Origin of the sequence: Mycobacterium sp. Aquia_216 (assembly GCF_026723865.1) — a bacterium.
Classification (GTDB): domain Bacteria; phylum Actinomycetota; class Actinomycetes; order Mycobacteriales; family Mycobacteriaceae; genus Mycobacterium.
Genome location: NZ_CP113529.1, coordinates 600051 through 625787 on the forward strand (window position 1 = coordinate 600051; position 25737 = coordinate 625787).

Consider the following 25737-nt stretch of genomic DNA (forward strand, 5'->3'; position numbering starts at 1 on the left):
TCGCTATGCCCCTCCCACCACAAGGAAGCGATCGCGCCGCCCTCGTCACGGGCGCATCCTCGGGCATCGGCGAACAGTTCGCCGGCATACTGGCGCGGCGCGGTTATCAGGTCGTGTTGGTGGCCCGCAGCGCCGACCGCCTTGACGACCTCGCCGAACGCCTGGGGCCGAACGCGCACCCGGTGCCCGCCGATCTGTCCGATCGATCCGCGCGGGCGGGTCTGCCGGACCGGATCGCCGGCCTGGGCCTGACGCCGGACATCCTGATCAATAACGCGGGATTGTCGACACTAGGACTCGTCGCGAAATCGGTTCCCGAGCAAGAGGTTAACCTCGTCGAGGTTGATGTGGCCGCCGTTGTCGATCTATGCAGCAGATTTCTGCCCGGCATGGTCGAGCGCGGTCGAGGCGCCGTGCTGAATGTTTCGTCGGTGGCCGGATTCGGGCCGCTGCCGGGCCAGGCGGCGTATGGCGCCGCCAAGGCGTTCGTGTTGTCCTACACCCACAGCCTGCGCGGTGAACTGCGTGGCACCGGCGTGACGGCGACCGCGCTGTGCCCGGGGCCGGTGGACACCGGCTTCGGTGAAGCCGCGGGCTTCGACAAGGAAGAAGCCGAAGCGGCCCTGCCGCGGATCATGTGGATTCCCGCCGACAAGGTCGCGCTGGCCGGGATCGACGGGCTCGCCGCCGGCAAGGCCGTCGTCGTCCCCGGTCGCGTCAACCGGATCGCTTCGGCGTTTTTCCGAATCGCGCCACCCGAGTCATTGTTGCCGCTGCTCACCCGCGGTCACCCGGCTTTCAAACACGACTGAGCGTCAACCGTTTTTGGCACGAACCCACTGGAACGTGCCGATGCTCTTGACGCGCACGCTGACGAAGCCGTGGTCTTCCAGGATGTCGCCGATTTCGTCTTCGCCGAACAGATGCGCCCCGATGTTCGGCACCAGCTGCCAAAGCCGCGCGGCACGCCCCGCGGTCGGAACCATGACGGCCAGCCGGCCGCCGGGCCGCAGCACCCGTGCTATTTCGGCGAGCGCGGCCGCCGGATTCGGAACCAATTGCAGCACCGCCATCGAAACCGCCGCGTCGACGGTGTTGTCGCGCAGCGGAAGTCGTTGTGCGTCAGCCCTTATGAAGCCGACATGCGGGCCCGCCTCGTTGCGCACGGCGCGGGTCAGCATCGCCTCGGAAATGTCCACGCCCAAGGCCAGTCCGTCCTTGCCCGCTGCGCGCGCCAGCGACGCGGTGACGGTGCCCGGACCCGAACCCACGTCCAGCACCGTCCCGCCCGGCGGTATGTCCAGCCAGTCGGCGGGATGTTGTAACGCCGCGATCAGCCGGCGCGAGAAAGCCTGGGCGTGGTCGTAAAGCATCGAGCCGATCGGCGATGCCCACGCGGCCTGGATCGGGCCGGTGTTCTTCGGGACGTCCGCTGGTTCGACTCCGAGCAGATCGAGATAGCCGTTGCTCGCGTCCGGATTCGCCGGCGGATCGGTAAGCAGGTCCAGTGCTCGCCGCAACGCGGGAGGAAGCGAGACGTGCACGTCGGTCATCCGTACTCCTTCGATCAAATACCAAGCCGTACACCGAAATCCGGGAGCCGCGGCGTTGACGGTCCCCAATGCAGCCTACGCGTGGCCGTCGGGCGTCTCGACCCGCCGAGCAGGTGGCCTTTCGTCAACGCTTGACGACCGCGTGCTCGCTCACCAGGGCGTACAACCGCCACTGGCCCGGCACGCCTTTGAGTGCGCTCTCACCGCGGTCCGCGAACCTGTGCCGCGAGCCGGTGACGATGTCGCGCAGCGTGGACGACACCAAAACCTCGCTGGGGCCGGCCAGCGCGGCGACCCGGGCGCCGATGTGCACGGCCATCCCGGCGATGTCTTTCACGGCGCCGCCGCGCACCTCCACTTCACCCGCGTGGATTCCGGCCCGTACCTCGATTCCCAGCACGCGGACCGCGTCGACGATGGCGTCCGCGCACGCGATCGCCGCGCTCGGGCTGCTGAACGTCGCGACGAATCCGTCTCCGGCCGTGTTGACTTCGCGGCCCGAGAACCGCAGCAGCTCGTGACGCACGATGGTGTCGTGATTGTCGAGCAGATCGCGCCAGCGGTCGTCGCCGAGCAGGGCGGCCCGCTCGGTCGAGCTGACAATGTCGGTGAACAGGATCGTGGTCAGCAACCGCTCCGCATCCGACCCGCCGCGCACTCCGGTGATGAATTCTTCGATCTCGTCGACCATCGGCGCGGTGTCACCCACCCAGTACAGTGCGTCTTCGCCCGGAAGTTCGACGAGGCGCGAGCCGGCGATGTGCTCGGCAAGGTAATGGGCGTGCCCGATCGGGCTGAACTCCGGATTGTCTCGGTGCAGGATCAACGTCGGTGCGCTGACGCGGGGCAGTGCGTCGCGCACGTCGGAGTGCCGGATGGTCGTGATGAACAGGCGAGCCATGCTGGGTGACGCGGCTCGGTTGCCCGCGTGGTCCCACCACGCGCGGAACGCGTCGTCGCCGGCGACGGACGGAGCGATGATCCCGAGCATGTCGAAGCCCTGCTCGACGGCATCCGGTTCGACGCCGACCGTCGTGTACGGTTCCGCGGCGGTCTCGTCGCTGCCGATCGGGTAGTCGGGACCCCGAAGCGTCCTTGCCGCACCGTTGAAGATCACCAGATTGTTCACTCGCTCGGGGAAATCGGCGGCGAGCACCAGGCCGGCCAAAGACGTGAAACCGGGCGCGAATACCGTCGCGCGCTCGCACCCGACCGCGTCCATTACAGCGATCGCGTCCTGGGCCCAGGACCTCGGCCCGATCATGTCCAGCGAAGGTAGCCGCGACGACAGGCCGATCCCGCGTTGGTCGAACCGGATCACCCGGCAGAAGGACGCCAGCCGACGGTGAAAGCGGTACATCGACGGCTCGCTGTCGACACAGTCGATCGGAATGAGTGGACCGGGCAGCACCAGCAAGTCGATCGGGCCATCGCCGAAGACCTGATAGGCGATGTCGATTTCGCCGCAGCTGGCGTACCGGGTCCGCGGAACCGGCGCCACGGCTCCAGGCTAATCCAGGTCACCGGCAGGCCACACGCCCCGCTAGCGGCCGATGATCGGGACCAGGTAGCGGGCGGCGTACTCGCGGACGGCGGCGTGGTCCGAGACGTCGAGCCGGTCGGTGGGGAAAACGATGATGCCCAGCGCTACCCGCAGCAACACGTCGGCGATGTTGGCCAGGTCGGCCTCGGCAATGTCGGCCCCGCACCGGCGCAGGGTGTGGGCGATCCCATCGGCGAATTGGCCGATCGGGAAGACATGGGACCGGGAGAACAGCCCGAACAGCTCGGGTTCGCTCTCGACGATGCGGGAGTACAGCGGCGAGTCCTGAACCAGGCGCACTCCGAGCGTGAACGCCTCGATCACCGCTTCCTGCGGATTACAGCCGGCGGTGGCCCGATCCAACGTCGAGAAGAAGAGCTCGGCCTCGCGGCGCACCACCCGTTCCACCAGGTCATCCTTCGTGGGGAAGCGCCGGTAGATGGTGCTGCGGCTGACCCCGGCCCGGGCGGCGACGTCTTCGACGTTTGCTCGACGCACGCCGTAGGTCTCGAAGACCGCTCGTGCAGTGTCCAGGATGGTGCGGTCGATATCGGCGACCTCGTCAAGATCGGCGTCAAGGCTCTGCACGGATCACGACCCCCAACGGCAATCTCGGCGCACGAATGTTAACTTGGAACAAAGATACACTTTTGTGTCAGTGCTTCACGACGAGTATGTGGTGCCGCGGGGGAGGTGGGCATGACCGCCCAGAATGACCAGTTGGCCGGCCCGACGGCCGGCGCCCGTTTCGATGCCGGCGTTCGGGAGGCGGTCCCTGTCTTGGTTGAGGGACCGCTTGACGAGCCGGTTGACGACGAGGCCGCGCTGCGGCTGGGACCCGATTCGCTGATCTGGAAGTTCTACGGCGATCACCGCACACAATTCTTCGGATTCCAGCGCGTCGCCGGAGTCGAGAACTGCATCGAGCAGCTCGCCCAGGGAGTACTCGATCACTCGGTGATCTTCAGCGACACGTTGGGCCGGGCCAAGCGAACCGCCCCGCCGTTGATGAAGACCGTCTACTCCGACGACCCGCACGAGTGGGGTCGCAAGGTGCGCGACTTCCACAAGCCGATCAAGGGCACCATCAGCGACGGCTCGCGGTATCACGCGCTGAATCCGGAGTTGTTCTATTGGGCGCACGCCACTTTCGTCGACCAGGTCATCTACAACACCGACATGTTCATCCGGCGGCTGTCGGATGCGGAGAAGGAACAGATCTTCGACGAAGGCAAGGTCTGGTACAGCCTCTACGGGGTCAGCGGACGCGGCCAGCCCGACACCTATGCCGACTTCGTCACCTATTGGGACGACATGCTCGAGCGGTTCGTGCCGCACAAGACCGTCCTGTATGGCACCGGCTACATCCGAAAGGGGATCCCGGGGCCGCGCTGGATCCCCAAGGGAATCTGGAAGATCTTGTCCGCGCCGTTGAACGCCTACACCCGTCTAGTGCTGGTCGGAACCATGCCGCCGCAGATGCGCGACGTATGCCAGATGGAGTGGGATGCCAAGAAGGAGAAGCGATTTCAGCGCTTCGCGGCCATCGTGCGGGCGTTGAACCCGGTGTTCAATCGGTTGCCGCTCTGGTTCCTCTACACGCCGTGGGCGGCGTCGGCATGGCGCCGGGCCGGTGTTGACCCGCGCCGGCTCCACAACCGCGCGGCCTAGCTGATCCGCATTAGCCGTTCGGCATTGCCGTGGGCGATTTTCTCGCGGTCGGCGGGGGGCGGCGTCGTCTGGTCGAATCGCCGGACGGCTTCGTAGGAGGGTCCTGACCGTTCCGGCTCGGCTGGTGCGCAATTTGTCGACTCGAGTCGTCTCCGGGCTCTCGACGCTCCCCGCGAGCCGGGTGACGTGCAGTTTTACCTGATCTGGCATCCGCGCGTCGACGGCGGGCAGCGAAGCCCGTCGCCGATTCCTGAGTGCGTGTCGGCGGCTCGGGTGGAAACGGGTGGTTACGTCGAGGCGTATCGGGGCATTACGCTACGTCGGTCCGAGCGGGAGGAGCGTAGCGATGCAAATGACGGGCAATACCGTGCTGGTCACCGGTGGCGGCACCGGAATCGGCCGCGGTTTGGCGGAGTCGTTGCACCGGCTCGGCAACCAGGTGGTGATTGCCGGCCGTCGCCGTGAGCTGTTGCAGGCCGTCGTCGAGGCCAACCCCGGCATCGCCTGTCTGCCGCTGGATCAATCCGACGCGGCCGACGTCAGACGGTTCGCCGTCGAGCTGACGGACCGCTATCCGGAGCTCAACGTCGTGGTCAACAACGCCGGTACCCAGCGCGTCGAAGACCTCGTCGCCAGCAACGTCGGCCTGGCGGAGCAGAGCATCGCCATCAACCTGCTGGGCCCGATCCGGCTCATCTCGGCATTGCTGCCGGCGTTGTTGCGCAAGCCCCGCGCGGCGATCCTCAACGTGACGTCCGGCCTGGCATTCATGCCCAGCGCGCTCACCCCGACCTATTGCGCTTCCAAGGCCGCCCTGCACTCTTACACCCAGTCGCTGCGCTTCCAACTCCGTGACACCGCGATCCAGGTGATCGAAGTCATCCCGCCCCACGTGCAAACCGCGCTGCAGGGGGGCGAGCGTGGATTCGACCCGAGGGCGATGCCACTGGACGAGTATGTCGCCGAGACGATGGCGCTGTTGGAGTCGCAGCCCCAGGCCGAGGAGATCGTGGTGGAGCGCGTCAAGAATTTCCGGTTCGCCGAACGCGACGGCACCTATCACGACATCTATCCCGCCTTCAACGAGGCGATCACGGCCTGGCTGCGGGGCGCGGGCAAGTGAAACCCTTGCGATAACCGAGAATTCGTCACGGCATGGGCTAACGTTCAATCGCTGTATGCCCGGTGAAACCGGAGCCTGCGTGGCGGGCCAGAGCGGCATGCGACAGGATCGATGGCATGGCCGATATCGACTTTTCGTTGTTGGACGTCCCGAGATCGGCACCGGTCGAAGACCCCGAGGCGTTCCTTCGGGCGGCGATCGCCTGGCACTTCGGCGAGGACACCGGCTCGGCTTTTTGGCTACGGGCCGCCAAGACGCTGGACTTCGACCCGTTGACCGATGTCAAGACCTTCACCGATCTGCGGTTGTTTCCGAATTTGCTGAGCGAGCTGCGCAATGTCCCGGTCGAAGACCTGATCCCACGGGGATACGGCTCACCGGCACCGGTGCCGCAGATTTTCGAATCCGGTGGCACCACCGGGGCCCCGAAACGTACTGCGCAACTGCCGGATTGGGTTGCGCAGGTCATCGAGTGGCAGACCGAGGATTTCGCCACCGGCGGCTTCGTGCGAGGCCAGGGCTTTCTGTGTCTGATGCCGAGCGGGCCGCACGGGGTGAGCTATTTCTCGCGGCTGGTCTCCGAGCGGCTGGGTGCGGCGTTCCATGCGATCGACCTTGACCCGCGGTGGGTGAAGAAGATCGCCGCGCGCAATGCGATCGGGGAAGTGGCGGCCTATGTCGACCACGTCCTCGAACAGGCGGTACACGTTCTACGGACGCAGAACGTCGCGAACCTGCACGCCACCCCGCCGTTACTCGAGGCGATTGCCCGTAATGACGATCTGGTGGACTTGGTGAACGCCAAGATTCGCTACCTCTTGCTCAGCGGTGCGCACGTGGATGCCGACACGCTGGACCTGTTGCGCGACATCTTCCCCGATACGACGATCACGATGGCCTTCGGCAGCACCATGATTCTCTCGCAGGCGGTCACCCGAATCGACGGCGACGCATTCATTTTCGACCCGCGGACGCCTTACGTGGTGTTCCGGGTGATCGATCCCGAGACCGGAGAACAGGTGCCCTACGGGCAGCTCGGCCAGGTGGTGATGAACCACATCAGCAAGGGCATGTTTCTGCCGAACAACCTGGAGCGCGACATGGCAATCCGGATGCCCGGGCCCACCGCGCAACTCAGCGATTCAGTCAGCGCGGTACGGCCGGTCGCCACCTTCGAGGGCGAGGCCGTCATCGAGGGCGTGTACTGAGGTGTCCAGCGAAACATCAAGTACCACAGCTAATTTGGTACTGCTCGATGCGCTCGGCCCCAGCGGCGAGTACCGGACCCGCAACCGCGAGGTAATCACCAGCACGGCCGGAGTGCCGGTCGCCGAGTTGAGTTTGGTGCCGCCGCTGTATGTGTCGCGCACCATCAGCGCGCAGCGCAAGGTCGCACCGTTACCGGTCGCGGAGCGAGAACAGGCGTTGGCCGCCGCCGCCGAAATCTTTGCCGGCGCCGTCATCGGCGGCCTGGACTTCGACGCGTATGTCGAACTGGCCAGCCGGATTTCGGGAGTGCCGATCGTGGTCACCCGCACCGGGGCCCGCAATGTGGCCGAGGCCGTCGCCCACGCGTCCGATGCGGTGCGCCCGGCCCAGCCGATCGGCGCGGCCCGCGACTGGCGCGAGGAGCGAACCCGTACCGGCAGTGCGGTCTGGACCCGGCGCGGCGAGGTGTTCGCCGTCCACGCGGCGGGCAACGGCCCGGGCGTGCACGGCCTGTGGCCCCAAGCCCTGGCCCTGGGCTATCGCGTCGCGGTGCGCCCATCACGACGCGAACCCTTTACCGGCCATCGACTGGTCAGCGCATTGCGCCAGGCCGGATTTCGGTCCGAGGACGTGGTATTTCTGCCCACCGATCATGGGGGCGCCGACGAGATCATCCGCTCGGCCGATCTCGCCATGGTGTACGGCGGCCAGGACGTGGTGGACAAATACGCCGCCGATCCGACGGTGATGGTGAACGGCCCGGGCCGGGCCAAGATCCTGATCACCGCCGACCGCGATTGGCACGACTACCTCGACCTGATCGTCGACTCGATCGCCAACCTGGGTGGCATGGCATGCGTCAACACCACCGCGGTGCTCTATGAGGGCGACCCGGCCCCGTTGGCCGCGGCGATCGCCGGGCGGTTGGCGACGATCGATCCGTTGCCCACCGAGGACGAGCGGGCGATTCTGCCCACCCAGCCCGTCGCCAAGGCGCAGGCGCTGGCCGACTATCTGGCGACCAAGGCCGCGGGCACTATCCCGGTACTCGGCGCCGATCGGGTCGTCGCCGCGTTGGGTGACGGTTATGCCGCCCTGCGGCCGGCCGTGCATCTGCTGGCAGAGCCCGATGTCGACAAGCTCAACATCGAACTACCGTTCCCTTGCGTGTGGGTGTCGCCGTGGTCGCGGGCCGCCGGCCTGGCGCCGCTGCGAAATTCGTTGGTGATCAACGTGATTACCGGCGACGACGATCTGGTCGACGGCTTGATCGTCGAACCGACGGTCAACAATGTCTACCGCGGCAACCACCCGACGTTTTACGGGGCACCCGAGATCCCGCACGACGGCTTCCTTGCGGACGTGCTGATGCGCAACAAGGGATTCATCCGGGACTAGCGGGCGCTGATGTAGGGCAACAGCGCCATCTCGCGAGCATTCCTGATCGCGATCGCCACCTGCCGTTGCTGCTGCACCGTCAGGCCCGTGACGCGGCGGGATCGGATCCTGCCGCGCTCGGAGAGGAACATCCGCAGCGTCGGGATGTCTTTGTAGTCGACGTATTTGACGCCAAGACTGGCCAGCAGATTCTTCTTTTTCTCCGACGGCGGCGCGGGCCGGCTCTTCTGTTTCGATTTGCCGGCCATCTACCAACTCGCCTTGCGTATGCCGGGCAGCTGCCCCTGATGCGCCAGCTCGCGCACCCGAACCCTCGACAACCCGAATTTCCGCAGGTGCCCACGTGGACGACCGTCGACCGAGTCGCGGTTGCGTATGCGCACCGCACTGGCGTCGCGAGGCTGGCGGGCAAGCACCTGCTGGGCGGCGAGCCGCTGTTCGGCAGTGCTTGCCGGCGATCGGATGATCTCCTTGAGCTGGGCGCGGCGTTCCGCGTAGCGTGCGACGATCGCGCGGCGCTTCTCGTTCTTGACGATCTTGGATTTTTTGGCCATTCAGCGTTCTTCCCGGAATTCGACGTGGCGGCGGACCACCGGGTCGTACTTCCTCAGCGTGAGCCGGTCGGGGTCGTTGCGCCGGTTCTTGCGGGTGATGTAGGTGTAGCCGGTGCCGGCGGTGGAGCGCAGCTTCACGATGGGTCGAATCTCGTTGCGCGCCATCAGATGTGCTGACCTTCCCGGCGCAGCCGCGCAACGACGGCCTCGATGCCGTCGCGATCCACGACCTTGATCCCCTTGGCGCTCACCCGCAACGTGATACGACGGCCCTCCGATGGCAGGTAATACGTCTTGGTCTGAATATTGGGCGACCACCGGCGTCGGGTTCGGCGATGTGAGTGCGATACCGAATTGCCGAAACCCACTGTGCGGCCGGTCACCTGACAGTGCATGGGCATGACCCCTCCTCTCTACGGCACTCGGTTGTTGAAAATCATTTTCGACAGGGTCTGCCCGGCACTGTACCGTGGCGGAGGCGTTATTGAAAATCGTTTGCAATAAGGAGTTGGGATGCGGACCCCGGTGATGCTGGTAGCGGGTCAGGGTGACACCGACGCGGTAACGGGTGCTTTCCTGCGCCGGCCCGGCACCGTGGTCGTGGAGCATCGGTTCGACGGTCACGTGGTGCGGCGGACAACGAGCATGTTGCACCGTGGCGAATTGACCACTGTCGAGGACGCTTTGGAGCTGGCACACGGGTGCGTGTCCTGCACCGTTCGCAACGACTTGCTGGTGCTGCTGCGCAAACTGGCGCGCCGCGACGGGGTCGAGCGCATCGTCGTGCATCTGGCCCAGTGGCTGGAACCCGAACCCATCTGCGTCGCGATCGACCACGTCCGGGTCCGCGTCGGTCCCGGCTACCTCGACGGCCCGGCCGCCCTGGACGTGGCGATCGACGGGGTGGTGACGTGCATCGACTCCCAGAGCTGGCTCACCCGGGCGCTCGGCGACGCCGTGCTGCCGGATGGGCGCACCATGGCCCAGGTCGTTGTCGGCCAGGCCGAGTTCGCCGACCTCCTGGTGCTGACCCGCCCGGAACCCGTGACCCTGGCGGTGCTGCGCCGGCTTGCTCCGCGGGCGAGGATCACCGTGGGACTTGACCGAGTCGACATGGCGCTGGCGAACCTGGACGACGACTCCCGACGCGGCCGCAGCGATCATCCGCACGGTTGGCTACTGGCCGGCCGCCCGCCGCTGGGCGCCGAGGGGATGGTGCGCATCGTCGAGTTCAATGCCCGCCGCCCCTTCCATCCCGAGCGCTTGCACACCGCGGTGGATCTGCTGCTGACCGGTGTGGTGCGCACCCGGGGGCGGCTATGGCTGGCCAGCCGGCCCGACCAGGTCATGTGGCTGGAGTCGGCCGGCGGTGGTTTGCGGGTCGCCGGTGCGGGGAAGTGGCTCGCCGCGATGACCGCGCGGGAGGCGGCGAACGTCGACGCGGAACGGCGACTGTTCGCCGAGCTGCAATGGGAATACCGGTTCGGTGACCGGCACACCGCGATGACGGTGCTGACCTGCGGCGCGGAGCCGCCCGACATCCTCGACGCCCTGCACGGTGCGCTACTCACCGACGCGGAGCTGGCGGAACCGCGGGAGTGGAGCGGCTACCCGGACCCGTTCGGTGCCTGGCACCAGGACCCCTGCGACGAAACCTCGGGGGCGGCAGAAGAAGTCGCATCCGACTCCGACCGCCGGGAATCGTGAACTCACACCGCGTCTGATTCGGGCAAATTGCCGTTTAACCGGAGCCGGGGGTTCGGGCTGTACGTGCGGTCTGGTAGCTGTAGGTTACGAGTCGCATAGCGTTGGGAGAGCAGCGCTGCACCAAGACTCGGCACGCCACCTCGGCGAATGCGGTGTGAAGGTGAACTTGATAGCCCAGGCCTTGAAGACGGCGACAGACCGATTGGCCAACCCGGCGCGGGTAGCGGACCCCGACAAGCTGCGCGGCGCCGTCTCGGGCAAGACGGTGCTGGTCACCGGCGCGTCGTACGGCATCGGTGAAGCGACTGCCCGCAGGCTGGCCGCCGCCGGGGCAACGGTGCTGGTGGTCGCCCGATCCGCGGAACGGCTCGACGACCTTGCCGCGGCCATCAACGCCGGCGGCGGGCACGCGGTCGCCTACCCCACGGATCTGAGCGACGAAGCTGCCGTCCACGTGCTGACCAAGCAGATCACCGAGAACCACGGGCCGCTCGACATCGTGGTCAGCAACGCCGGCAAATCGCTGCGCCGGTCGTTGCATCACCAGTACGACCGACCGCACGATTTCCAGCGCACCATCGACATCAATTACCTGGGGCCCATCTGGTTGCTGCTGGGCCTGCTGCCCGCCATGCGGGAAATCGGCGGCGGCCACATCGTGAACGTGTCGAGTGTCGGGGTGCGTGTGGTGCCCGGTCCGCAATGGGGTGCCTACCAGGCGTCCAAGGGCGCCTTCGACAGGTGGCTGCGCAGCGTGGCGCCGGAACTGCACGCCGACGGCGTGGACGTGACGTCGGTTTACTTCGCGCTGGTCCGAACCCGGATGATCGCGCCGACACCGATTCTGGGCCGCCTTCCCGGTCTGTCGCCTGGCGAGGCTGCCGACGCCATCGCCAAGGCGATCATCGAACGCCCGCGCAGCAACGAGCCGCCCTGGGTGTTTCCGGCCGAGCTGGCCTCGGTGCTGCTGGCCGGTCCGGCGGAGTGGGCGGCCCGGTTGTGGCATCGCCGGTTCTTCGCCGATTCCGGAACGGGCCGGCGATGACCGACGGTGTGGTGGCCACCACGGCCCGGGCGTTGGTGTCGTCCCGGCTGCTGACTGTGCCCACCCCGATCGCGGTGCTGCGGTTGATCCGCGAGGTATATCGCGGCGGCACGAACCTTTCCACGCTGCTGGCCGTCGCCGCGGCTCGCTGGCCGGAGCGCACGGCGATCATCGATGACGACGGCGCGCTGAGCTACCGCGAGCTGCAAGCCAAGACCGAGGCGCTCGCCCGCGAGCTCATCCACGAGGGCGCCGGCCCGGGCGAGGCGGTGGGGATCATGTGCCGCAACGGCCGTGACTTCGCGGCCGCGGTGTTCGCCGCCGCCCTGGTGGGAGCGGACGTGGTGCTGGTGAGCACGGAGTTTCGCACCACGGCTCTCGCGGACGCGTTGAGTTCGCACCAAGTCAGAACCACCTTCTGCGACAGCGAATTCACCCAGCAGCTCCGCGATGCCGGGCCGTCGGTCCGCGCGATCGATCCGGCAATCGTGCAGATCCAGCCGGGCGCGCCGCGACCCCGCGTCGTCGAGTCCGGCCGGCTCATACTGCTGACCTCGGGTACCACCGGTGTGCCCAAGGGGGTCCCGCGGATGCCCCGACTGAGTTCGGGAGTGGGCGTCGGCATGACGATTCTCGAGCGCACCGGGCTGCGGGTCGGGTCGCGAATCGCGGTGGCGGTACCGATGTTTCACGGCCTAGGCCTGGGAATGCTGATGCTCGCCGTCAGCTTGGGCGGCACGGTCCTGACGCATCGGCGCTTCGATGCCGAGGCAACCCTTGCCCAGGCATCGCTGCAGTGCGCCGACGCGCTCAGCGTGGTTCCGATCATGCTGGCGCGCATCATGGACTTGCCACAACGGGTACGGGCGCGAAATCCTTTGGCGCTGAACGTCGTGATATCCAGTGGCGATCGGCTGGACCCGAGCCTCGCGCGTCGGTTCATGGACTCCTACGGTGACATTCTCTACAACGGATACGGGTCCACCGAGGTCGGAATCGGTTCCCTGGCAACGCCTCTCGAGCTGCGACACGCCCCGGACACGGTAGGCCGGCCCGTCGCGGGCTGCCCGGTTCGCATCTTCGACAAAACCGGCAGGGCCGTGGGGCCGCGGGTTACCGGCCGCATCTTCGTGGGCGGTGAACTGACGACCAAAGGCTACATCGGCGGTGGCGCCAAGACCGTCATCGACCAGATGACCAGTACCGGCGATATGGGCTATCTGGACAACTCGGGTCGGCTCTACATTGTCGGCCGCGAGGACGACATGATCGTGTCGGGCGGCGAGAACGTATACCCCAGGGCGCTGGAAAACGCACTCGCCGAGCATCCCGACGTCGCCGAGAACGCGGTCGTCGGGGTTGCCGACGAACGGTTCGGACGCCGACTGGCTGCGTTCGTCGTTGCCCGTACGCGGCGCGAGATCGACGTGGAAGGGCTACGGGAGTACTTGAAGGACAAGGTTTCTCGTTTCGAGCAGCCCCGGGACATCCACGTCGTCGACAGCATTCCACGTAATCCCGCCGGCAAGGTCATCCGCAAGGAACTCGCGACTTAGGCGCCCGGCTCGTCCTCGGACTCGCCGTCGGGCTGGATGACACCGATGGTCTTGTTCAGCCAATTGGGTGCCAACCACGAGATCGCGGTGGCACCGGCCGTGGCACCCATCACGCCCGACCAGGCGACCGGCCCCAGCGGTGTGCAGCCGAAGAACTGGCTGATGACCGGGGTTTGAACGATGCCGACCAACACGCCCGCGCTGCCCAGCGCGGTCGCCACGACGAGCGGACTGTGTTGGCGCGTCAGCAATGTCTGGGCGAGCTGCGTCGTCACCAACGCCGTCAAGCCCATTGTCGACGTGCGGCGTTCGCTGCCCGGCGTGTATCGCCCGATGCCCCAGGCCGCCGTCGCACCCGCGGCGGTGACGACACCACGGGTGACGATCTGGCGCATCAGCGGGGCGTCGAGGGACGGCGTGGGCCCGGTCAGCACCGCGAGACGGTGTGCGGCGCGGGCCTTTTCGGCCTGTTCCTCGGTTGCGTACTCGGCTTCGTCGAGTTCGACGTACTGCGACGTGACCGCAACCGCGAGCGCGGGGAACATGTCGGTGAGCAGGTTGACCAGTAACAGTTGACGGGTTCCCACCGGGGCGCGTCCTTGGCCGAACGCGGTCCCGATGATGGTGAACAACACCTCACCCACATTGCCGCCGACCAGGATCGTCACGGCGTCACGGACGCCGGCCCACATGCTGCGGCCCTCGACCAGCGCGTCGAGCAGCACGCTGAGGTCGCGGTCGGTCAGGACGATGTCGGCGGCGCTTCGGGCGGCCGACGAACCACGGCCGCTCACGCCGATGCCCACGTCTGCCATCCGGATGGCGGCGGCGTCGTTGGCGCCGTCGCCGACCATCGCCGTCACCCGGCCGCAGCGTTGCAGCGCGGCCACGATCTGCACCTTCTGCTCCGGGCTGACGCGGGCGAACACCTGGACGTTGGAAACGATCTTGGCCGCGGCGTCCTCGTCGAGGCCGGCAAGGTCGGCGCCGGTGATGACCCGCGCATCCGCCGGCAGTCCCAGTTGCCGGGCGATCGCCCGGGCGGTGATCGGGTGGTCGCCGGTGATCAGCACCACCTCGCGGCCCGCGGCCTCCAGCGCCTCGATCAGCGGGCGCGACGATGCCCGTGCGGTGTCGGCCAGACCGACGTAGCCCAGCAACTCGAGGTCCTGCGCGTGAGTGTCGACGGCGTCGACATCGGTGTCCTCGTCGTGAGTGGTCCCGTTGGGCCATGGGCGCCGAGCCACCGCCAACACCCGCAAGCCTCGCTCGGCGAGGCTGCGAACCACCGATTCCGCGTGCGCACGGTCGGCTTCCGGGTCGGCGAACCGGCAACGGGGCAGTACCACCTCGGGCGCGCCCTTGAGCATCAGCATCGGCTTGTCCGCGTCCGCGCTCAGGGTGCCGATCGCGGCGGCATAGCCACGGCTGGACTCGAACGGCACCTCGGCAAGCAGCCGCCACCCCGAATTGTTTTTGGTGAGAAGGAAACCCGCCGCGGTGATGATCGCTTCGTCGGTGGCATGCGCGTGGCCCTGTCCGTCCTGGGGCTGCGGGGAGGCCCAGGCGGCGGCCCGCAGTACCGCGGCCGAGCGCGGATCCTCGGCTTCCGGGAATGGATCGCTGGGCCGGGCATCGTGTGGCATCGCGCACAGCACGCGCAGCCGGTTCTCGGTGAGAGTGCCGGTCTTGTCGAAACACACGGTGTCGACCCGGCCCAGGGCTTCGATGGTGCGCGGCGAGCGGACCAGCACCCCGTGCGACGTCAGGCGCTGGGCGGCGGCCAGCTGAGACAGCGTGGCCACCAGCGGGAGACCCTCCGGCACGGCGGCCACCGCGATCGCGACGCCGTCGGCGACGGCCTGACGCAGCGGCGCGCGCCGCAGCAACGCCAGCGCGGTCACCGCGGCACCGCCGGTCAAGGTCAGCGGCAACACCTTGCTGGTGAGTTCGCGCAGCCGGGCCTGGACACCTGCTGCCGTCTCGACGTTGGCGACCGCCGAAATCGCGCGGTGCGCAGCGGTATTGACGCCGGTGGCGACGACGATCGCGCGCGCGTGACCCGCAACGATCGTGCTGCCTTCGAACAGCATGCTCGCCCGCTCGGCATCGTTGACGGCGACCGGCTCGACCTGCTTGTCCACCGGCAGCGACTCGCCGGTGAGTAGCGATTCGTCGACCTCGAGGTCTTCGGCCACCAACAGGCGCGCGTCGGCCGGAACCACTTCCGGTGCGGCCAAGTCGATCACATCGCCGGGGCGCAGTGACTTGGCGGACACCGTCGCCGTGCGGGTGGCGTTCTGCGCCGCCTCGAGGCGGCGCCGGGTGGTGGCCACCGCCGGCACCACGACGCGGCGCACCAGCTGATCCTGTTCGGCGAATAACTCGGCAGCCGCCGCCTCTGCCCGCAACCGTTGTGCCCCACCGGTTATCGCGTTGGCCGTCATGACGCCGCCGACCAGCAGCGCGTCGATGTTGCTGCCGACGATGGCCGACGCGGCCGCCCCGACGGCCAGAATCGGGGTCAACGGGTCGGAGAGCTCGACCCGGGTCGCCGCAGCGAGCCGCGCCAGGTTATGCAGCGGTGCGCGCAGCCCCGCGAACGGCGGGCTGTAGGACAGGTCGTCGAGGCGGCGGCGCCAGGACGGGGTCAGGGTTTCCACGGCCAACGGTCGCGAACCGCCGGCCAGCCGCGAGTACACGATTGCCGGGTCCAGCGCGTGCCAGGCGGTCAGCGGCTGCGGGGTGGGGTCGGGCAGGCGCAGCACCCTGCTGGCCGAGAATGTTCCGGCCACCAGCGCGGTCAGCGCCGCGGCATTGACCGGGTTGAGCCAGCGGCGGAAGCTCACCGGGTTGCTGGGTCGCTCTTGGTCGCGGCCGGTGACCAGCAGCAGCCCGGCCAGCGTGGTACCGCCCTGGGCAAGGTGTATCGCCGATTCACTGGCCGAGCGGGCCACCGGAATCGCGGACAGGATGCGAACCGCGTCGGCGAGGTCGGTGCCGGTGATGATGTCCGCGGTCCACGGTGTAGCTGCACGTGGATCATCAAGTGCCACACCAACATCGGCGATCGCCAACGCGGCCAGGGTATCCGTCGACGCGAAGTCACGGTGCACGGCGGTGATCAGTAACACCGGTCCGCGATCGACTCTCAGCTCGCGCACCACACTCAGCAGCGGTGTGCCGGGCGGATGTGTCGCGGCGACGCTGGCGGTCAGATCCTCGGTGCCGGCCACGTGCCGCAAGACCACCCGGGCTCCGGTCCGGTTCGCGGTCTGCAGCAACGGGATCGCGTACGGGTCGACTTCCCAACCGACTTCGACCCTGCCGACACATTCGCCGTCGACCACCAGGTCGGCACTTTCCAGTCCCTGCGCGGGGGTGGCCGACGGGCCTTGTACCGGAACCCATCTCAGATGCGCACCGGTGGCGGGCAACTCGTCGGGATCGGGTTCCGGCGCCTCCTCACCATGCAGCAGCGCATCGGCGACCTCGTAAACCCGGTCGTCGTCCCAGCCGGGTGCATCCCCGATCGATTGCAGGACGGCGCGGTGATCACCGCGCAGCGCCGCGCCGTCGATGACGACCACTTTCACCCGGTCCAGCCGGCGCAACGCGCCCGGGTCGAGGACCAGTTGGCCACCGTTGGCGAGCCCGCGACCCAGCGTCGAGGCGAATGCCTGGCGGCCCATGTGCGCGGCGCGGGGTACCCCGGCCTCGATCGCGGCCGCCGCGTCTTCGGTACCGCCGCCGGCCACCAGCGCACTCGCCGCGGCGATCAACGAGCCATTGGCCGCCGATTCGACATAGGCCTCCACCGGGCCGGCCATGGAGCCCTTCTCGGTGTCCATCGCCGCGTCGATGGCCCCGCCGACCACGACGTGCGAGGCTTCGCCCGCCGCCGCGGCGGCCCAGCTGTGCCGTGGTACCTGCGCGTTGGCGCCGGCCGAGGAGATGACGGGGACCACCGGTGCCTGCGGTCGGTCGGGTGAGGCCAGATGCGGCTCGCGCTCTCGCCACACCCGGCGGTGCGCGGTTGCCTCGGTGATCTGCAGGGTCCGCTGCGTCATATCGAGCAGCGGTGTGCCGAACGATTGGGTCAGGCCGTGGGCCGCGGCCGTCGTGGCAGCGAGCACGACGTCGGTGCCCACCCGGCCCAGTCGTGACTCCAGGATCGCCACCATGCGGGGCTGATGGTTGATCAGAGCCGCGGCCGCTCGGGTGGTTTGCGGTGCGGCGGGCAGGCGGGCCACCCAGCCGGTGACCGCGGCGGTCATCGCGACGATATCCATGGCCGCCGCGGTGAGCGGCACCAGAATCGCCAGCGGGTTGCCCGGGTCGGCGAACGGGGCGGAAATCGGCACATCCGACTTCGTGGAAGCCAGGTCGGCGGCGATGGACGCGACCGTGGACCGCACCTCGTTCACGACCGCGTCGTAGTCTGCGGCGTCATCGGAGAGCTCGACGACCAACCGGCCCAAGGAGCCCTCGACATGGGCCTCGGCCACTCCGGAAATCCGGCGCACCGGCTCCTCGACGACCGCCGAGTACTCGTACCAACGTGAGAATGGCAGCAACGGATCCAGGTCCAGATGCACCCGCCGACCGCTCTGCCAGCGCACCGGAGGGGTGATGAGGTCGGGGGGACCGTTGGAGGAGGTGTTGACCCCGAGTGCGCGGCTGGTGGAGTCGGCCATCGACTGCACCACAGGGCCGGCCAGTTCGACGACCGGGCTCGCCAGGAGCTGCACCGTGCCCGCAGCGCCGGCCGCAGTGGACACGCCTGCCTTCACTAGCTGTGCCGCTCCGCCGGTGACACCAGCGACCACGCTGGATACACCCGGAATCTTCATTCAGTCATCCTTCAAATACGTCTATCGCGCTAATAATCCTGGGGTGCTGGGGCCTGTCCACATGTGCGCCGATGGCCGGCCAAGCGATGACACCAACGGCTTTGGTGGGTGAAGAATCGCTGGGTTACCAGCGGGAGCAATCGCGTCCCTCTGGCAGTTTACCGGCTGGACGCCGGATCAAACGTCGCGAACGAAGCCGGGTCGAGGAAAACGGTAATGGCGGCGACGCCGCCGGCACCGACAGTGATGACGTGTATCGAATGGGCCCATAGGACGCCGTCATCGGCGCGGCGGTGCCACAACTGGAATGTGGATGTCGCGCAAGCGTTTCACCGGACGCGCCGCGCGCTGCAGCGCCCTTGCCGGCCGGCAGCTCGGTAATCCTGATGTCCAGCGGCGCCGCGGTCAACGGGTCGCCACTGTCCGGTGGCTACGCCGACGCCAAGGCGACCGTGAGGTTCATCGGCAGCTACGCGGCGGGGGAGTCGGACCGGGCCGGCCGGGGGATCACCTTCGCCTCGGTGCTGCCGCGGATGACGCGGTCACCGACCTGGACGCCGAGGCCGCGTACGCCGAGCGCCAGGGTGTCGACGTCGGCACCTTTGTCGAATCGACCGGACCCGCGCCGACCACCCCAGCAGCTGCGCACGTCGGTAGTGGCGATCGCCGGCGCCGAGCCCGGGCGGCACGGCGCGTGCCGGCTTACCACGTCGGGCTTGTCCCGGCTGAACCGAAGCTGACCTCGACTCACACGAAATCGAAAGGCGGACAACACAATCAACACACCCCCGATCGTGTCGGCCCAGCAGTGGCAAGCCGAGTACGAGCTGGTGAAGGCGACGGGCACCACCTGGAGCTTCCTGGACATGACGGCGCTGGGCCGCCAGGAGAACGGGGAGCATTCGCCGCCGGGATACCCGCAGACCCACCGCATGAGCGATGGGACCGGCATGACGCCTACGGCCGGAATGAGCCGTCGCGATGGTTTGGCGAACCCGATCCGAACGATCCCAACGACCAGCGGCCACCGCGCGCAGACCAAGTCGACCCGAATCGAAAATTCAGCACCCGAATAACGCAAATGCGCGGTAGCCGTCCAGCGGCTACTCGCGCATTATTTTCCGACGCCTGAATTCGACTATAAAATTCGGTGATCGGCCCTGCCGACGTGATATCCAGCCGGGAACGATTTCTCGATCACCTGCAGCTGGTGGTCCACTCTGGACTCGAGCTCGAGCACCACGCAGCTATCGCTTAGGGATTTCGATTCGAGAACTATGTACCGCTGGCCGCAATCGGTGATCGGGTCGCCCGAGTGCAATGTTTCGACGGGCACTAATTCCGGCGTTCCGTGTGACTCCACCCATGACACGTTAGGTCAATTTTGCGGGTGAGGGAATAGTCCCTTGGCCGCCGTTAAGCCTGGTCGGCCCGGCGCTGTTTGAAAAACACGCTGACGTGAGAGATCAGCCCGCCGTCGCCCTGCTCGAAGAGGATACATTCCGGCCAGGACACCGCCATGCCGTCGATCTCAAACGACTCAATCAGCTCGACGTAGGACACCCGATCGGTCACGTGCGAGACCCGCCGGACCTCGAGCCGGTGCCCCGCCAGGGTCGTGAGGATCTTGCGCAGGTAGGCGAGGTAGTGCGCTTTGCCCTCGATCACGTCGCAGAACGGGCCCTCCCGCGTCAGGCCTTCGTCGGCGACGGTGGCGGCCAGGCCATCCCAATCGTGGTCGGTCAGGCATTTCAGGTACTGCTCAACGATGCCGGTGCCGACTCCAGTCGCGCCGCCCATGTCGTCTCCGCTCGCTCGACGCTGACCAATCCACGGTAGGCCCGGCGTTGGCGCCCGGCTAGGTTGTCTTGTTATGAGCTTGTGGACCGCCCACTCCGAACACGCGCTGTCCGAAGACGTGCCCGCGCCGCCGGAAGCGGTGCGCGACTTCTACGTCGATCTGGACAACATCAAACTCGTACACCCGCTGATCGTGTCGGTGGAATCGTTGTCCCGCAACGAAACCGCCGACGGCTACCGGCACAAATACCGGGTGGTGGATCGAATTCCGTTGGGGCCCTTCACTATGAAGATCACTTACCAGGCTTGCCTGCATGTCCGACGGGCCGGCTACGTGCTGACCGAGGCAGATCAGTCCCCCGGAGTGCGCCTGCGCGGGACGGTGAGCTTCGAGCCGATCGGGGAGCCGGTGGTCGGCACCCGGGTCACCGAGCGGATCCGGATCTCGGCGCCCCGGCTCCTGGCCCCGATCACCAGGCGCGAGGGGGTCAAGGCCCACATCGCCATGTTGGCAGGGATCCGAAGCCACTTCGAATCCGCTTGACAGTCACGCGATACCGGGATTGGTGAGAAGGCCGCGAAATCGATGATTCCGCGGATGTCGCGGCCTTGCCGCAAGCCGACGAAGGCTTCGTTGATCCCGTCAAGCCGGTAGTGGCGGCTGACCAGCTCAGACGGTCATCGGAGCGGCAGTCTCCGGCAACGGCCGTACGCACCAAGACTTCACTGGCGCGGGGCTGATCAAGAACGATCTCGTCGATCTCCCAGGCCCTGCTCACCCCGCGAATCACCGCGGCACGACACTCCATCGCATCCTCATTGATGATTGATGGTGGTCTGCGGCCCGTTACCGCGCAATCCATTCCGACTCCAACGCGAACTCCGAGAGATACTTCGTCGAGCTCCACCCGCCGTCGACGACGATCGTTTGGCCGTTGATGAAACTTCCACTCGGCGAGCACAGGAACGCCACGGTGCCGGCGATGTCGTCAATGCTGCCCAACCGCTGATGCGGCGTCATCTCGGCGTTCATTTTCCGAAATCGCGCATCCTCCAAGCGTTTCTCGACCATCGGCGTAACCGTCACCCCGGGCGCGACGGCATTGCAGCGGATGCCGGATGCGCCGTATTGGCAGGCGATGTGGGTGGTCAACGCCGTCAGCCCGCCCTTGGCCGCGGAGTAGGCGCCGCCACGCAGCCCGCCGACGACCGCGAAGGTCGACGTGATGTTGATGATCGCCGAGCCGGGACCCATCTGCGGCAGCACGTCACGGGCCAGCCGAAACGGGGCGCGCAGCATCAAATCCAAGAAGTAGTCCAGGGTCTCGTCGTCGGTTTCGTGTAATGGCTTGGGGCTGCCCACGCCGGCGTTGTTGACCAGGAAGTCGATGTGGCCCCACCGCGCGACGGCCAGGTCCACGATGCGTCGCGGGGCGTCGTCGTGGGTCAGATCGACGGCGAGTGTCGCGACGCGATCGGGATCGTTGACGGCCTTTTCCAGCTCGGTGAGCCGATCCGCGTCGCGGCCGGTACCGACGACCGCCATGCCCATCTCGGCGAGTCTTGTCGCGCAACCTAAGCCGATGCCGCTGCTTGCTCCCGTGACGATTGCGACCTGCATCTCACCCATCCTGTATCAGTGCCGCTCGGATTTGATGTTTGAGTATCTTTCCGGCGTCGTTCTTCGGCAGTGCATCCCAGATGACTACCTCCTCTGGCGCCTTGAATTTCGCGATGCCCTTACGTTGCAGCAACGCGAGCAGGCCGGCGACGTCCGGGGTTGGCGTTCCCGCGGGCACGATCACCGCACAGGCTCGCTCTCCGGTGCGCTCGTCGGGCAGTCCGACGACGGCGATTTCGGCGATGCCGGGATGTTCGGCGAGCAGATCCTCGACTTCCTTGGCTGAGATGTTCTCGCCATTGCGGATGATGACGTCCTTCGCCCGCCCGGTCACCACGAGATACTGATCGTCGACCCAGCGACCGAGATCACCGGTGCGGAAAAACCCTGCGGTGTCGAAAGAGTCGACATTGTCTTCGGGGTGGCGATAACCCAACAACATCTGCGGACCGCGCACGCAGATTTCGCCGTCACCGGCCGGGGCGGTTTCGTGCGCGACGAGTTTGATCTCGGCGATACCACGCCTGCCGTCGGTGTCCGCGGCGCGATCGGTCTCCTCATGCGAAGGCGCGCCGACGGTCGCCACGGGCACTTCCGTGCAGCCGTACACCCGGGTGACCACCGCTCGGTCGAAGTAGTCCGCGGCACGTCGGATCAGCGAAGGTGAGACGGAGGCGCCGCCGCAGATGAACACCTTCAAGTCGGGCAGGCGGGTGTGGGCGCTCTCGGCGGCGGACAGTAGCTGCTGGAGAAACGGTGTCGCACCGGCCATGTGGGTACACCGCTCGCCGCTCATCAGCGCCACGGCGCCCACCGGATCCCATCGGTCCATCAGGACCGCGGTGGTGCCCAACAGCAGCGGACATTCGAATGCGTAGATCGAGCCGCCGATGTGGGCGACGGGGGAAGGGACCAGGAACGTGTCACCCGGATCGATGTTCCAATGGTCGCGAATCTGGAGTATCAGCGCATTTATCGAATTATGGCTGTGCAAAACACCTTTCGGACGGCCTGTGGTGCCGGATGTGTAGAGGACCATCCGAGCGGCGTCCGGATCGAGGGTGGGCAGCTCGGCGGCGTCCGGCTGATCGTCGAGCAGGGCCGAATACGACTTCGTTGAGCCGGCTTCGCCACGCAGCACCACGACTTCGGGGGCGGGGCTCATCGCGGCGGTCACCCTTTCGAGCATTGCCGCGTAGTCATGACCGCCGAATTGCTGCGGCACGAAGACCATCTTGGCTTCGACGTCGCCGAGGATGAAATGCAGATCGTGGTCACGCAGGGATGGCAGGATCGGATTCACCACCATCCCGGCCAGCGTCGCAGCCAGATAGATGACGGCGGCCTCGTGCCAGTTGGGCAGCATGAACGACACGACACTGCCGGTCGGCATGCGCGAGCACAGGGCGGCCGCCAGTCCGCTGGCTTGGGAGTACATTGTTGCGCAATCCAGCCGAATATCGTTGTCTACCAAAATTGTTCGTTGGGGCGTGGATTTCGCGGCCGTGCGCAGCGAATCGGCCAGGGTGGTGGGCGCCCACAGGCCGCGCCGGTATGCCTCCGCCGCGCGTGCGGTGTGGTCAGGGGCCCTGCCGTTCACCGGCCTAACCGTTCACGCGGTGCATGGTCATCGCGTATCGGAAGCTCGACGACAGGTGCGTATTGATCGTCACCTGAGCGACCTCGCCGTCGGATGTTTTGTAGGTTCGCTGCATCTGCAGCGCCGCCGTCCCCGGCTCAACGCCGAGGCCGTCGGCGATTTCGGGGGAGAGCAGGACCGCGGCGATCTCTTGGCGTAGTACGGCGATGCTCACGCCGAACAGGTCCTCGATCAACGGAAAAACCGGGCCGGTGTGCCGCTGCAGCAGCCTGCCGACCGCGGCGAAAGTGCGGCTTATGTAGTACTCCGTCCGGCACAACGGGACCGTCGCGCCACCGGCCTGCCGGTAACCCCGTACGGACAGCCATTGGGTGCCTGCCTCCAGCCCGGTCCGCGCGGCGAGCTCGTCGTCGATCGTCACCATCGAGTTGGACTCGATCGTCAGCTGCGCACCGGCCGCAAACTCCAGCAGGCCATCTATCGACATCGCATCCTGCGCATAGGAACTCGAGGCCGGTCGGGGAACCACCCGGGTGCCCGCGCGGGGTCGTGACGCGACCAGGTTGTCCTCGCGCAGCCGGCGCAGCGCTTCGCGAACGGTGTAACGGCTGACCGCGAACCGCTCGCACAGTTGGTGTTCGGTCGGTAGCTGAGAGCCCACCGGATAGACCCCGTCGACGATCTCTTTACGTAGCGTGCGGGCGATCTGCAGATAGCGGTGGTCGCCGGCGATAGCCTGGGGCATCATTCGGTGTCCCGCGGCGGACGCAATGCCAGGACGCTGCCCTCACCATCGGCCGAAACGTACAGCGTCCCGTCGGCGGCGGCGGTGACCCCGGCGAAGGGTCCCTGCGGCCCGGAAAACGGCGGCATCCCCTTCAACGGCTTGGGCGCCACACCCGGTGGTGGTCCCACCGGCAGCCCGGAGGCGATGCGCTGCCGGACTCCGGTGTTCAGGTTGTACGCGATCAGTTCCTTCGCGCCGGCGTCGACGATATAGAGCACCCCGTTGCGCACCGAAATACCTTGCGGCCGTTGCAAGTCGGTGACAACGGTGTCGATCCCGGATCCATTCACCCTGATCACCCGGCCGGCGCCGGCCTCCGCGACCAGGCAGGCCCCGTCCGGGTCGGTCGCGACACCGACCGGTTCACGCAGGTCGGTCGCCAGCACCTCGACGCGGCCGGCCCGCCACGACAGCACCCGCCCGGTGCCCAATTCGGCGAAGACCACGCCACCGGCGTTGACGTCCACGCCGTAGAGCTGGTCGAAACCCTCAGCCAGCACCTCATTCTCGCTGCTGGCCGGCCGATACCGAGTGACCTGGCCGCCCGAGGTCGTCACGACGAACTCGCCGGGCCCGCTGGGGGCGAGGCCGCGCAGGAAGCCGGGATAGCCCGGGCTGAACAACATACCCACGGTTTGCAACGAGCCGTCGGGCAGCGCGATATAGAAGTAGGTTCCGTCGGCGACGTACAGCTGTCCGTCGTGACCGACCGCCAGATCCAGCGGCCAGTTGAGCCCTCCGGGTAGCACGGTTCGTGTTGAGCCGTCCGGCGATATCTCGGTGACCTGACCGGTGAAGTTGGAGACCAACACCCGGTCACCGACGAAGGTACAGTTGTCCAGGCCCGGAGCGAGTTGGGCGAGCAGCTGCTGCTCGCCGGTGCGCGGGTCGATGCGTAACACCTGCCCGCTGGCCACCTGGGTCGACACGATATAGCCCTGCGCGTCGAACTTGACCGAGTCGGGCACGCCGAGATCGCGTGCGACACAATCCGGTTCGCCGCCATCGGGATCGATGCGCCAGATTTCGTTGGCGCCCATCACCGGGAAATAGAGCAGACCGTCCGGGCCGACCTCCATGGCGTTCGGGGACGGCACGTTCTCCAGCAGCACCCGCGGCGGACCGCCGCCGAGGTCGAACTCCAGTAAGCGCCCACCCGCACGGCATTCACCGATGAATAACCGGCCCCGATGAAAGGTGATGCCGTTGGCAGACGGGACATCGTCGCGCAGCACCCGGGTTCGACCGGCGGTGTCGAGCATGCTGACCCGGCCGTCCATGACCTCGGTCGCGAAAAGATTGCCACTCGCGTCGAACGCGACGTCGTCGGGCGCAATGATCTCGCCCCCCTTGGCGCTGATGGGCCCGACCTCTCCGGTCCGCGGATCCAGCGCACTGATCTGGCTCCCGGTCACCTGCGCGATGTAAATGCGCCCGTCCGGGCCGGTGCGCAGACCGTTGGCGCCGAACAACCGACTCGGCGAGGTAACCCGTGCGAGTTGCCAGCCCTCCGTTACTTCGGCTGGGTGAGTTCCGGAGTTCACGACCGCATACCGGGATGGCCGTGCCGCGATGGTCCTTGAAAGGGACATGTCTCGCCGAGGTCCTTCTCAGCCGGAGGGAGTGCCGGTTGGCCCGGACGTTATCAAAGCTCGTCTAGTCCAGACAATAGCTTCCGGGGCATTTTTGACGATCTTGACAGGGGTGTCTCACGATG

Annotated in this window: 24 protein-coding genes and 1 pseudogene; 11 read left to right on the forward strand and 14 right to left on the reverse strand. The window is 67.0% G+C overall.

Features of this window, described 5'->3' with window-relative positions; genetic code table 11:
- Positions 1–5 precede the first annotated feature (5 nt).
- Positions 6–812 carry an SDR family NAD(P)-dependent oxidoreductase gene (locus tag OK015_RS02850; protein WP_268129102.1) on the forward strand — a complete coding sequence of 269 codons (807 nt, stop codon included), beginning with the start codon at positions 6–8 and terminating at the stop codon, positions 810–812.
- A gap of 3 nt (positions 813–815) precedes the next feature.
- Here the strand turns inward: OK015_RS02850 and OK015_RS02855 are convergent, their stop codons facing one another.
- From OK015_RS02855 to OK015_RS02865, 3 genes are all read right to left on the reverse strand, one after another.
- Complete coding sequence (locus OK015_RS02855) at positions 816–1553, reverse strand: class I SAM-dependent methyltransferase (RefSeq protein ID WP_268129104.1); 738 nt, start codon at positions 1551–1553, stop codon at positions 816–818.
- Positions 1554–1677: 124 nt separating this feature from the next.
- Positions 1678–3054, reverse strand: coding sequence for an adenylate/guanylate cyclase domain-containing protein (locus tag OK015_RS02860; protein ID WP_268129106.1), 1377 nt, complete (start codon positions 3052–3054; stop codon positions 1678–1680).
- Between the two features lie 42 nt (positions 3055–3096).
- On the reverse strand, positions 3097–3684 hold the full coding sequence (locus OK015_RS02865; protein WP_268129107.1) for a TetR/AcrR family transcriptional regulator: 588 nt from the start codon (positions 3682–3684) through the stop codon (positions 3097–3099).
- 111 nt (positions 3685–3795) lie between these two features.
- On the opposite strand from OK015_RS02865, the gene OK015_RS02870 reads away from it, so the two are divergent.
- The 4 genes from OK015_RS02870 to OK015_RS02885 all read left to right on the forward strand — a co-directional run bounded on the left by OK015_RS02870 (position 3796) and on the right by OK015_RS02885 (position 8497).
- Positions 3796–4767 carry an oxygenase MpaB family protein gene (locus tag OK015_RS02870; RefSeq protein WP_268129108.1) on the forward strand — a complete coding sequence of 324 codons (972 nt, stop codon included), beginning with the start codon at positions 3796–3798 and terminating at the stop codon, positions 4765–4767.
- A 346-nt stretch (positions 4768–5113) separates the two neighbouring features.
- Positions 5114–5890 (forward strand): SDR family oxidoreductase, encoded by a 777-nt coding sequence (locus tag OK015_RS02875; protein WP_268129109.1) that lies wholly within the window; start codon positions 5114–5116, stop codon positions 5888–5890.
- Between the two features lie 116 nt (positions 5891–6006).
- Complete coding sequence (locus OK015_RS02880; RefSeq protein ID WP_268129111.1) at positions 6007–7098, forward strand: phenazine antibiotic biosynthesis protein; 1092 nt, start codon at positions 6007–6009, stop codon at positions 7096–7098.
- A gap of 34 nt (positions 7099–7132) precedes the next feature.
- Positions 7133–8497 carry an aldehyde dehydrogenase family protein gene (locus OK015_RS02885; RefSeq protein ID WP_268129112.1) on the forward strand — a complete coding sequence of 455 codons (1365 nt, stop codon included), beginning with the start codon at positions 7133–7135 and terminating at the stop codon, positions 8495–8497.
- Here OK015_RS02885 and rpsR read toward each other — a convergent pair.
- The 4 genes from rpsR to rpmB are packed head-to-tail and all read right to left on the reverse strand — an operon-like array spanning position 8494 to position 9452.
- On the reverse strand, positions 8494–8745 hold the full coding sequence (rpsR, locus tag OK015_RS02890; RefSeq protein WP_268129113.1) for a 30S ribosomal protein S18: 252 nt from the start codon (positions 8743–8745) through the stop codon (positions 8494–8496). The two genes, OK015_RS02885 and rpsR, sit on opposite strands and share 4 nt — an antisense overlap.
- The gene (rpsN, locus tag OK015_RS02895; protein ID WP_268129115.1) at positions 8746–9051 is read right to left on the reverse strand and encodes a 30S ribosomal protein S14; all 306 of its coding nucleotides are present in this window, start codon (positions 9049–9051) and stop codon (positions 8746–8748) included.
- Positions 9052–9216, reverse strand: a complete 165-nt coding sequence (gene rpmG / locus OK015_RS02900; protein WP_036465848.1) for a 50S ribosomal protein L33 — start codon at positions 9214–9216, stop codon at positions 9052–9054.
- A complete protein-coding gene (gene rpmB / locus OK015_RS02905; RefSeq protein ID WP_268129119.1) occupies positions 9216–9452 on the reverse strand; it encodes a 50S ribosomal protein L28 in 237 nt (78 codons plus the stop codon). The genes rpmG and rpmB overlap by 1 nt, the downstream gene beginning before the upstream one ends.
- Before the next feature lie 112 nt (positions 9453–9564).
- Between rpmB and mrf the strand changes: the two genes are divergently transcribed.
- From mrf to OK015_RS02920, 3 genes are all read left to right on the forward strand, one after another.
- A complete protein-coding gene (gene mrf, locus OK015_RS02910) occupies positions 9565–10758 on the forward strand; it encodes a ribosome hibernation factor-recruiting GTPase MRF (RefSeq protein ID WP_268129120.1) in 1194 nt (397 codons plus the stop codon).
- Between the two features lie 160 nt (positions 10759–10918).
- Complete coding sequence (locus OK015_RS02915; protein WP_268129121.1) at positions 10919–11803, forward strand: SDR family NAD(P)-dependent oxidoreductase; 885 nt, start codon at positions 10919–10921, stop codon at positions 11801–11803.
- Entirely contained in the window at positions 11800–13359 is a 1560-nt protein-coding gene (locus tag OK015_RS02920) for an AMP-binding protein (RefSeq protein WP_268129122.1), read from the forward strand. The genes OK015_RS02915 and OK015_RS02920 overlap by 4 nt, the downstream gene beginning before the upstream one ends.
- Here the strand turns inward: OK015_RS02920 and OK015_RS02925 are convergent.
- Positions 13356–18212, reverse strand: coding sequence for a cation-translocating P-type ATPase (locus OK015_RS02925; RefSeq protein ID WP_268129123.1), 4857 nt, complete (start codon positions 18210–18212; stop codon positions 13356–13358). The genes OK015_RS02920 and OK015_RS02925 overlap by 4 nt on opposite strands.
- 386 nt (positions 18213–18598) lie before the next feature.
- On the opposite strand from OK015_RS02925, the gene OK015_RS02930 reads away from it, so the two are divergent.
- Positions 18599–18952 carry a hypothetical protein gene (locus OK015_RS02930; RefSeq protein WP_442791192.1) on the forward strand — a complete coding sequence of 118 codons (354 nt, stop codon included), beginning with the start codon at positions 18599–18601 and terminating at the stop codon, positions 18950–18952.
- 93 nt (positions 18953–19045) lie between these two features.
- Positions 19046–19248 (forward strand): annotated as a pseudogene (locus tag OK015_RS02935) (DUF899 domain-containing protein); the annotation flags it as partial.
- Positions 19249–19350: 102 nt separating this feature from the next.
- On the opposite strand, the gene OK015_RS02940 reads toward OK015_RS02935, so the two are convergent.
- Both OK015_RS02940 and OK015_RS02945 read right to left on the reverse strand, forming a co-directional pair.
- Positions 19351–19575: a hypothetical protein gene (locus tag OK015_RS02940; protein ID WP_268129124.1), complete on the reverse strand. Its 225-nt coding sequence runs from the start codon at positions 19573–19575 to the stop codon at positions 19351–19353.
- A gap of 53 nt (positions 19576–19628) precedes the next feature.
- Positions 19629–20012: a nuclear transport factor 2 family protein gene (locus OK015_RS02945; RefSeq protein WP_268129125.1), complete on the reverse strand. Its 384-nt coding sequence runs from the start codon at positions 20010–20012 to the stop codon at positions 19629–19631.
- A gap of 73 nt (positions 20013–20085) precedes the next feature.
- Between OK015_RS02945 and OK015_RS02950 the strand changes: the two genes are divergently transcribed.
- Positions 20086–20556 (forward strand): SRPBCC family protein, encoded by a 471-nt coding sequence (locus OK015_RS02950; protein ID WP_268129126.1) that lies wholly within the window; start codon positions 20086–20088, stop codon positions 20554–20556.
- A gap of 303 nt (positions 20557–20859) precedes the next feature.
- Here OK015_RS02950 and OK015_RS02955 read toward each other — a convergent pair whose 3' ends face one another.
- The 4 genes from OK015_RS02955 to OK015_RS02970 are packed head-to-tail and all read right to left on the reverse strand — an operon-like array spanning position 20860 to position 25612.
- Positions 20860–21642, reverse strand: a complete 783-nt coding sequence (locus OK015_RS02955) for an SDR family NAD(P)-dependent oxidoreductase (protein ID WP_268129128.1) — start codon at positions 21640–21642, stop codon at positions 20860–20862.
- Positions 21635–23233, reverse strand: coding sequence for an AMP-binding protein (locus OK015_RS02960; protein WP_268129130.1), 1599 nt, complete (start codon positions 23231–23233; stop codon positions 21635–21637). Before OK015_RS02960 ends, OK015_RS02955 begins: the two co-directional genes overlap by 8 nt.
- Before the next feature lie 4 nt (positions 23234–23237).
- Complete coding sequence (locus OK015_RS02965) at positions 23238–23978, reverse strand: GntR family transcriptional regulator (RefSeq protein ID WP_268132394.1); 741 nt, start codon at positions 23976–23978, stop codon at positions 23238–23240.
- Positions 23978–25612 carry a Vgb family protein gene (locus OK015_RS02970; RefSeq protein ID WP_268129132.1) on the reverse strand — a complete coding sequence of 545 codons (1635 nt, stop codon included), beginning with the start codon at positions 25610–25612 and terminating at the stop codon, positions 23978–23980. The genes OK015_RS02965 and OK015_RS02970 overlap by 1 nt, the downstream gene beginning before the upstream one ends.
- Positions 25613–25737: the final 125 nt, after the last annotated feature.

What these genes read in the sequence shown, in the direction of transcription:
- OK015_RS02850 (WP_268129102.1), top strand. Translation starts at nt 6, where the DNA reads ATGCCCCTCCCACCACAAGGAAGCGATCGCGCCGCCCTCGTCACGGGC.
- OK015_RS02855 (WP_268129104.1), bottom strand. Translation starts at nt 1,553, where the DNA reads ATGACCGACGTGCACGTCTCGCTTCCTCCCGCGTTGCGGCGAGCACTG.
- OK015_RS02870 (WP_268129108.1), top strand. Translation starts at nt 3,796, where the DNA reads ATGACCGCCCAGAATGACCAGTTGGCCGGCCCGACGGCCGGCGCCCGT.
- OK015_RS02875 (WP_268129109.1), top strand. Translation starts at nt 5,114, where the DNA reads ATGCAAATGACGGGCAATACCGTGCTGGTCACCGGTGGCGGCACCGGA.
- OK015_RS02880 (WP_268129111.1), top strand. Translation starts at nt 6,007, where the DNA reads ATGGCCGATATCGACTTTTCGTTGTTGGACGTCCCGAGATCGGCACCG.
- rpsR (WP_268129113.1), bottom strand. Translation starts at nt 8,745, where the DNA reads ATGGCCGGCAAATCGAAACAGAAGAGCCGGCCCGCGCCGCCGTCGGAG.
- rpsN (WP_268129115.1), bottom strand. Translation starts at nt 9,051, where the DNA reads ATGGCCAAAAAATCCAAGATCGTCAAGAACGAGAAGCGCCGCGCGATC.
- rpmG (WP_036465848.1), bottom strand. Translation starts at nt 9,216, where the DNA reads ATGGCGCGCAACGAGATTCGACCCATCGTGAAGCTGCGCTCCACCGCC.
- rpmB (WP_268129119.1), bottom strand. Translation starts at nt 9,452, where the DNA reads ATGCCCATGCACTGTCAGGTGACCGGCCGCACAGTGGGTTTCGGCAAT.
- mrf (WP_268129120.1), top strand. Translation starts at nt 9,565, where the DNA reads ATGCGGACCCCGGTGATGCTGGTAGCGGGTCAGGGTGACACCGACGCG.
- OK015_RS02920 (WP_268129122.1), top strand. Translation starts at nt 11,800, where the DNA reads ATGACCGACGGTGTGGTGGCCACCACGGCCCGGGCGTTGGTGTCGTCC.
- OK015_RS02925 (WP_268129123.1), bottom strand. Translation starts at nt 18,212, where the DNA reads ATGAAGATTCCGGGTGTATCCAGCGTGGTCGCTGGTGTCACCGGCGGA.
- OK015_RS02930 (WP_442791192.1), top strand. Translation starts at nt 18,599, where the DNA reads ATGTCCAGCGGCGCCGCGGTCAACGGGTCGCCACTGTCCGGTGGCTAC.
- OK015_RS02945 (WP_268129125.1), bottom strand. Translation starts at nt 20,012, where the DNA reads ATGGGCGGCGCGACTGGAGTCGGCACCGGCATCGTTGAGCAGTACCTG.
- OK015_RS02950 (WP_268129126.1), top strand. Translation starts at nt 20,086, where the DNA reads ATGAGCTTGTGGACCGCCCACTCCGAACACGCGCTGTCCGAAGACGTG.
- OK015_RS02955 (WP_268129128.1), bottom strand. Translation starts at nt 21,642, where the DNA reads ATGGGTGAGATGCAGGTCGCAATCGTCACGGGAGCAAGCAGCGGCATC.
- OK015_RS02965 (WP_268132394.1), bottom strand. Translation starts at nt 23,978, where the DNA reads ATGCCCCAGGCTATCGCCGGCGACCACCGCTATCTGCAGATCGCCCGC.
- OK015_RS02970 (WP_268129132.1), bottom strand. Translation starts at nt 25,612, where the DNA reads ATGTCCCTTTCAAGGACCATCGCGGCACGGCCATCCCGGTATGCGGTC.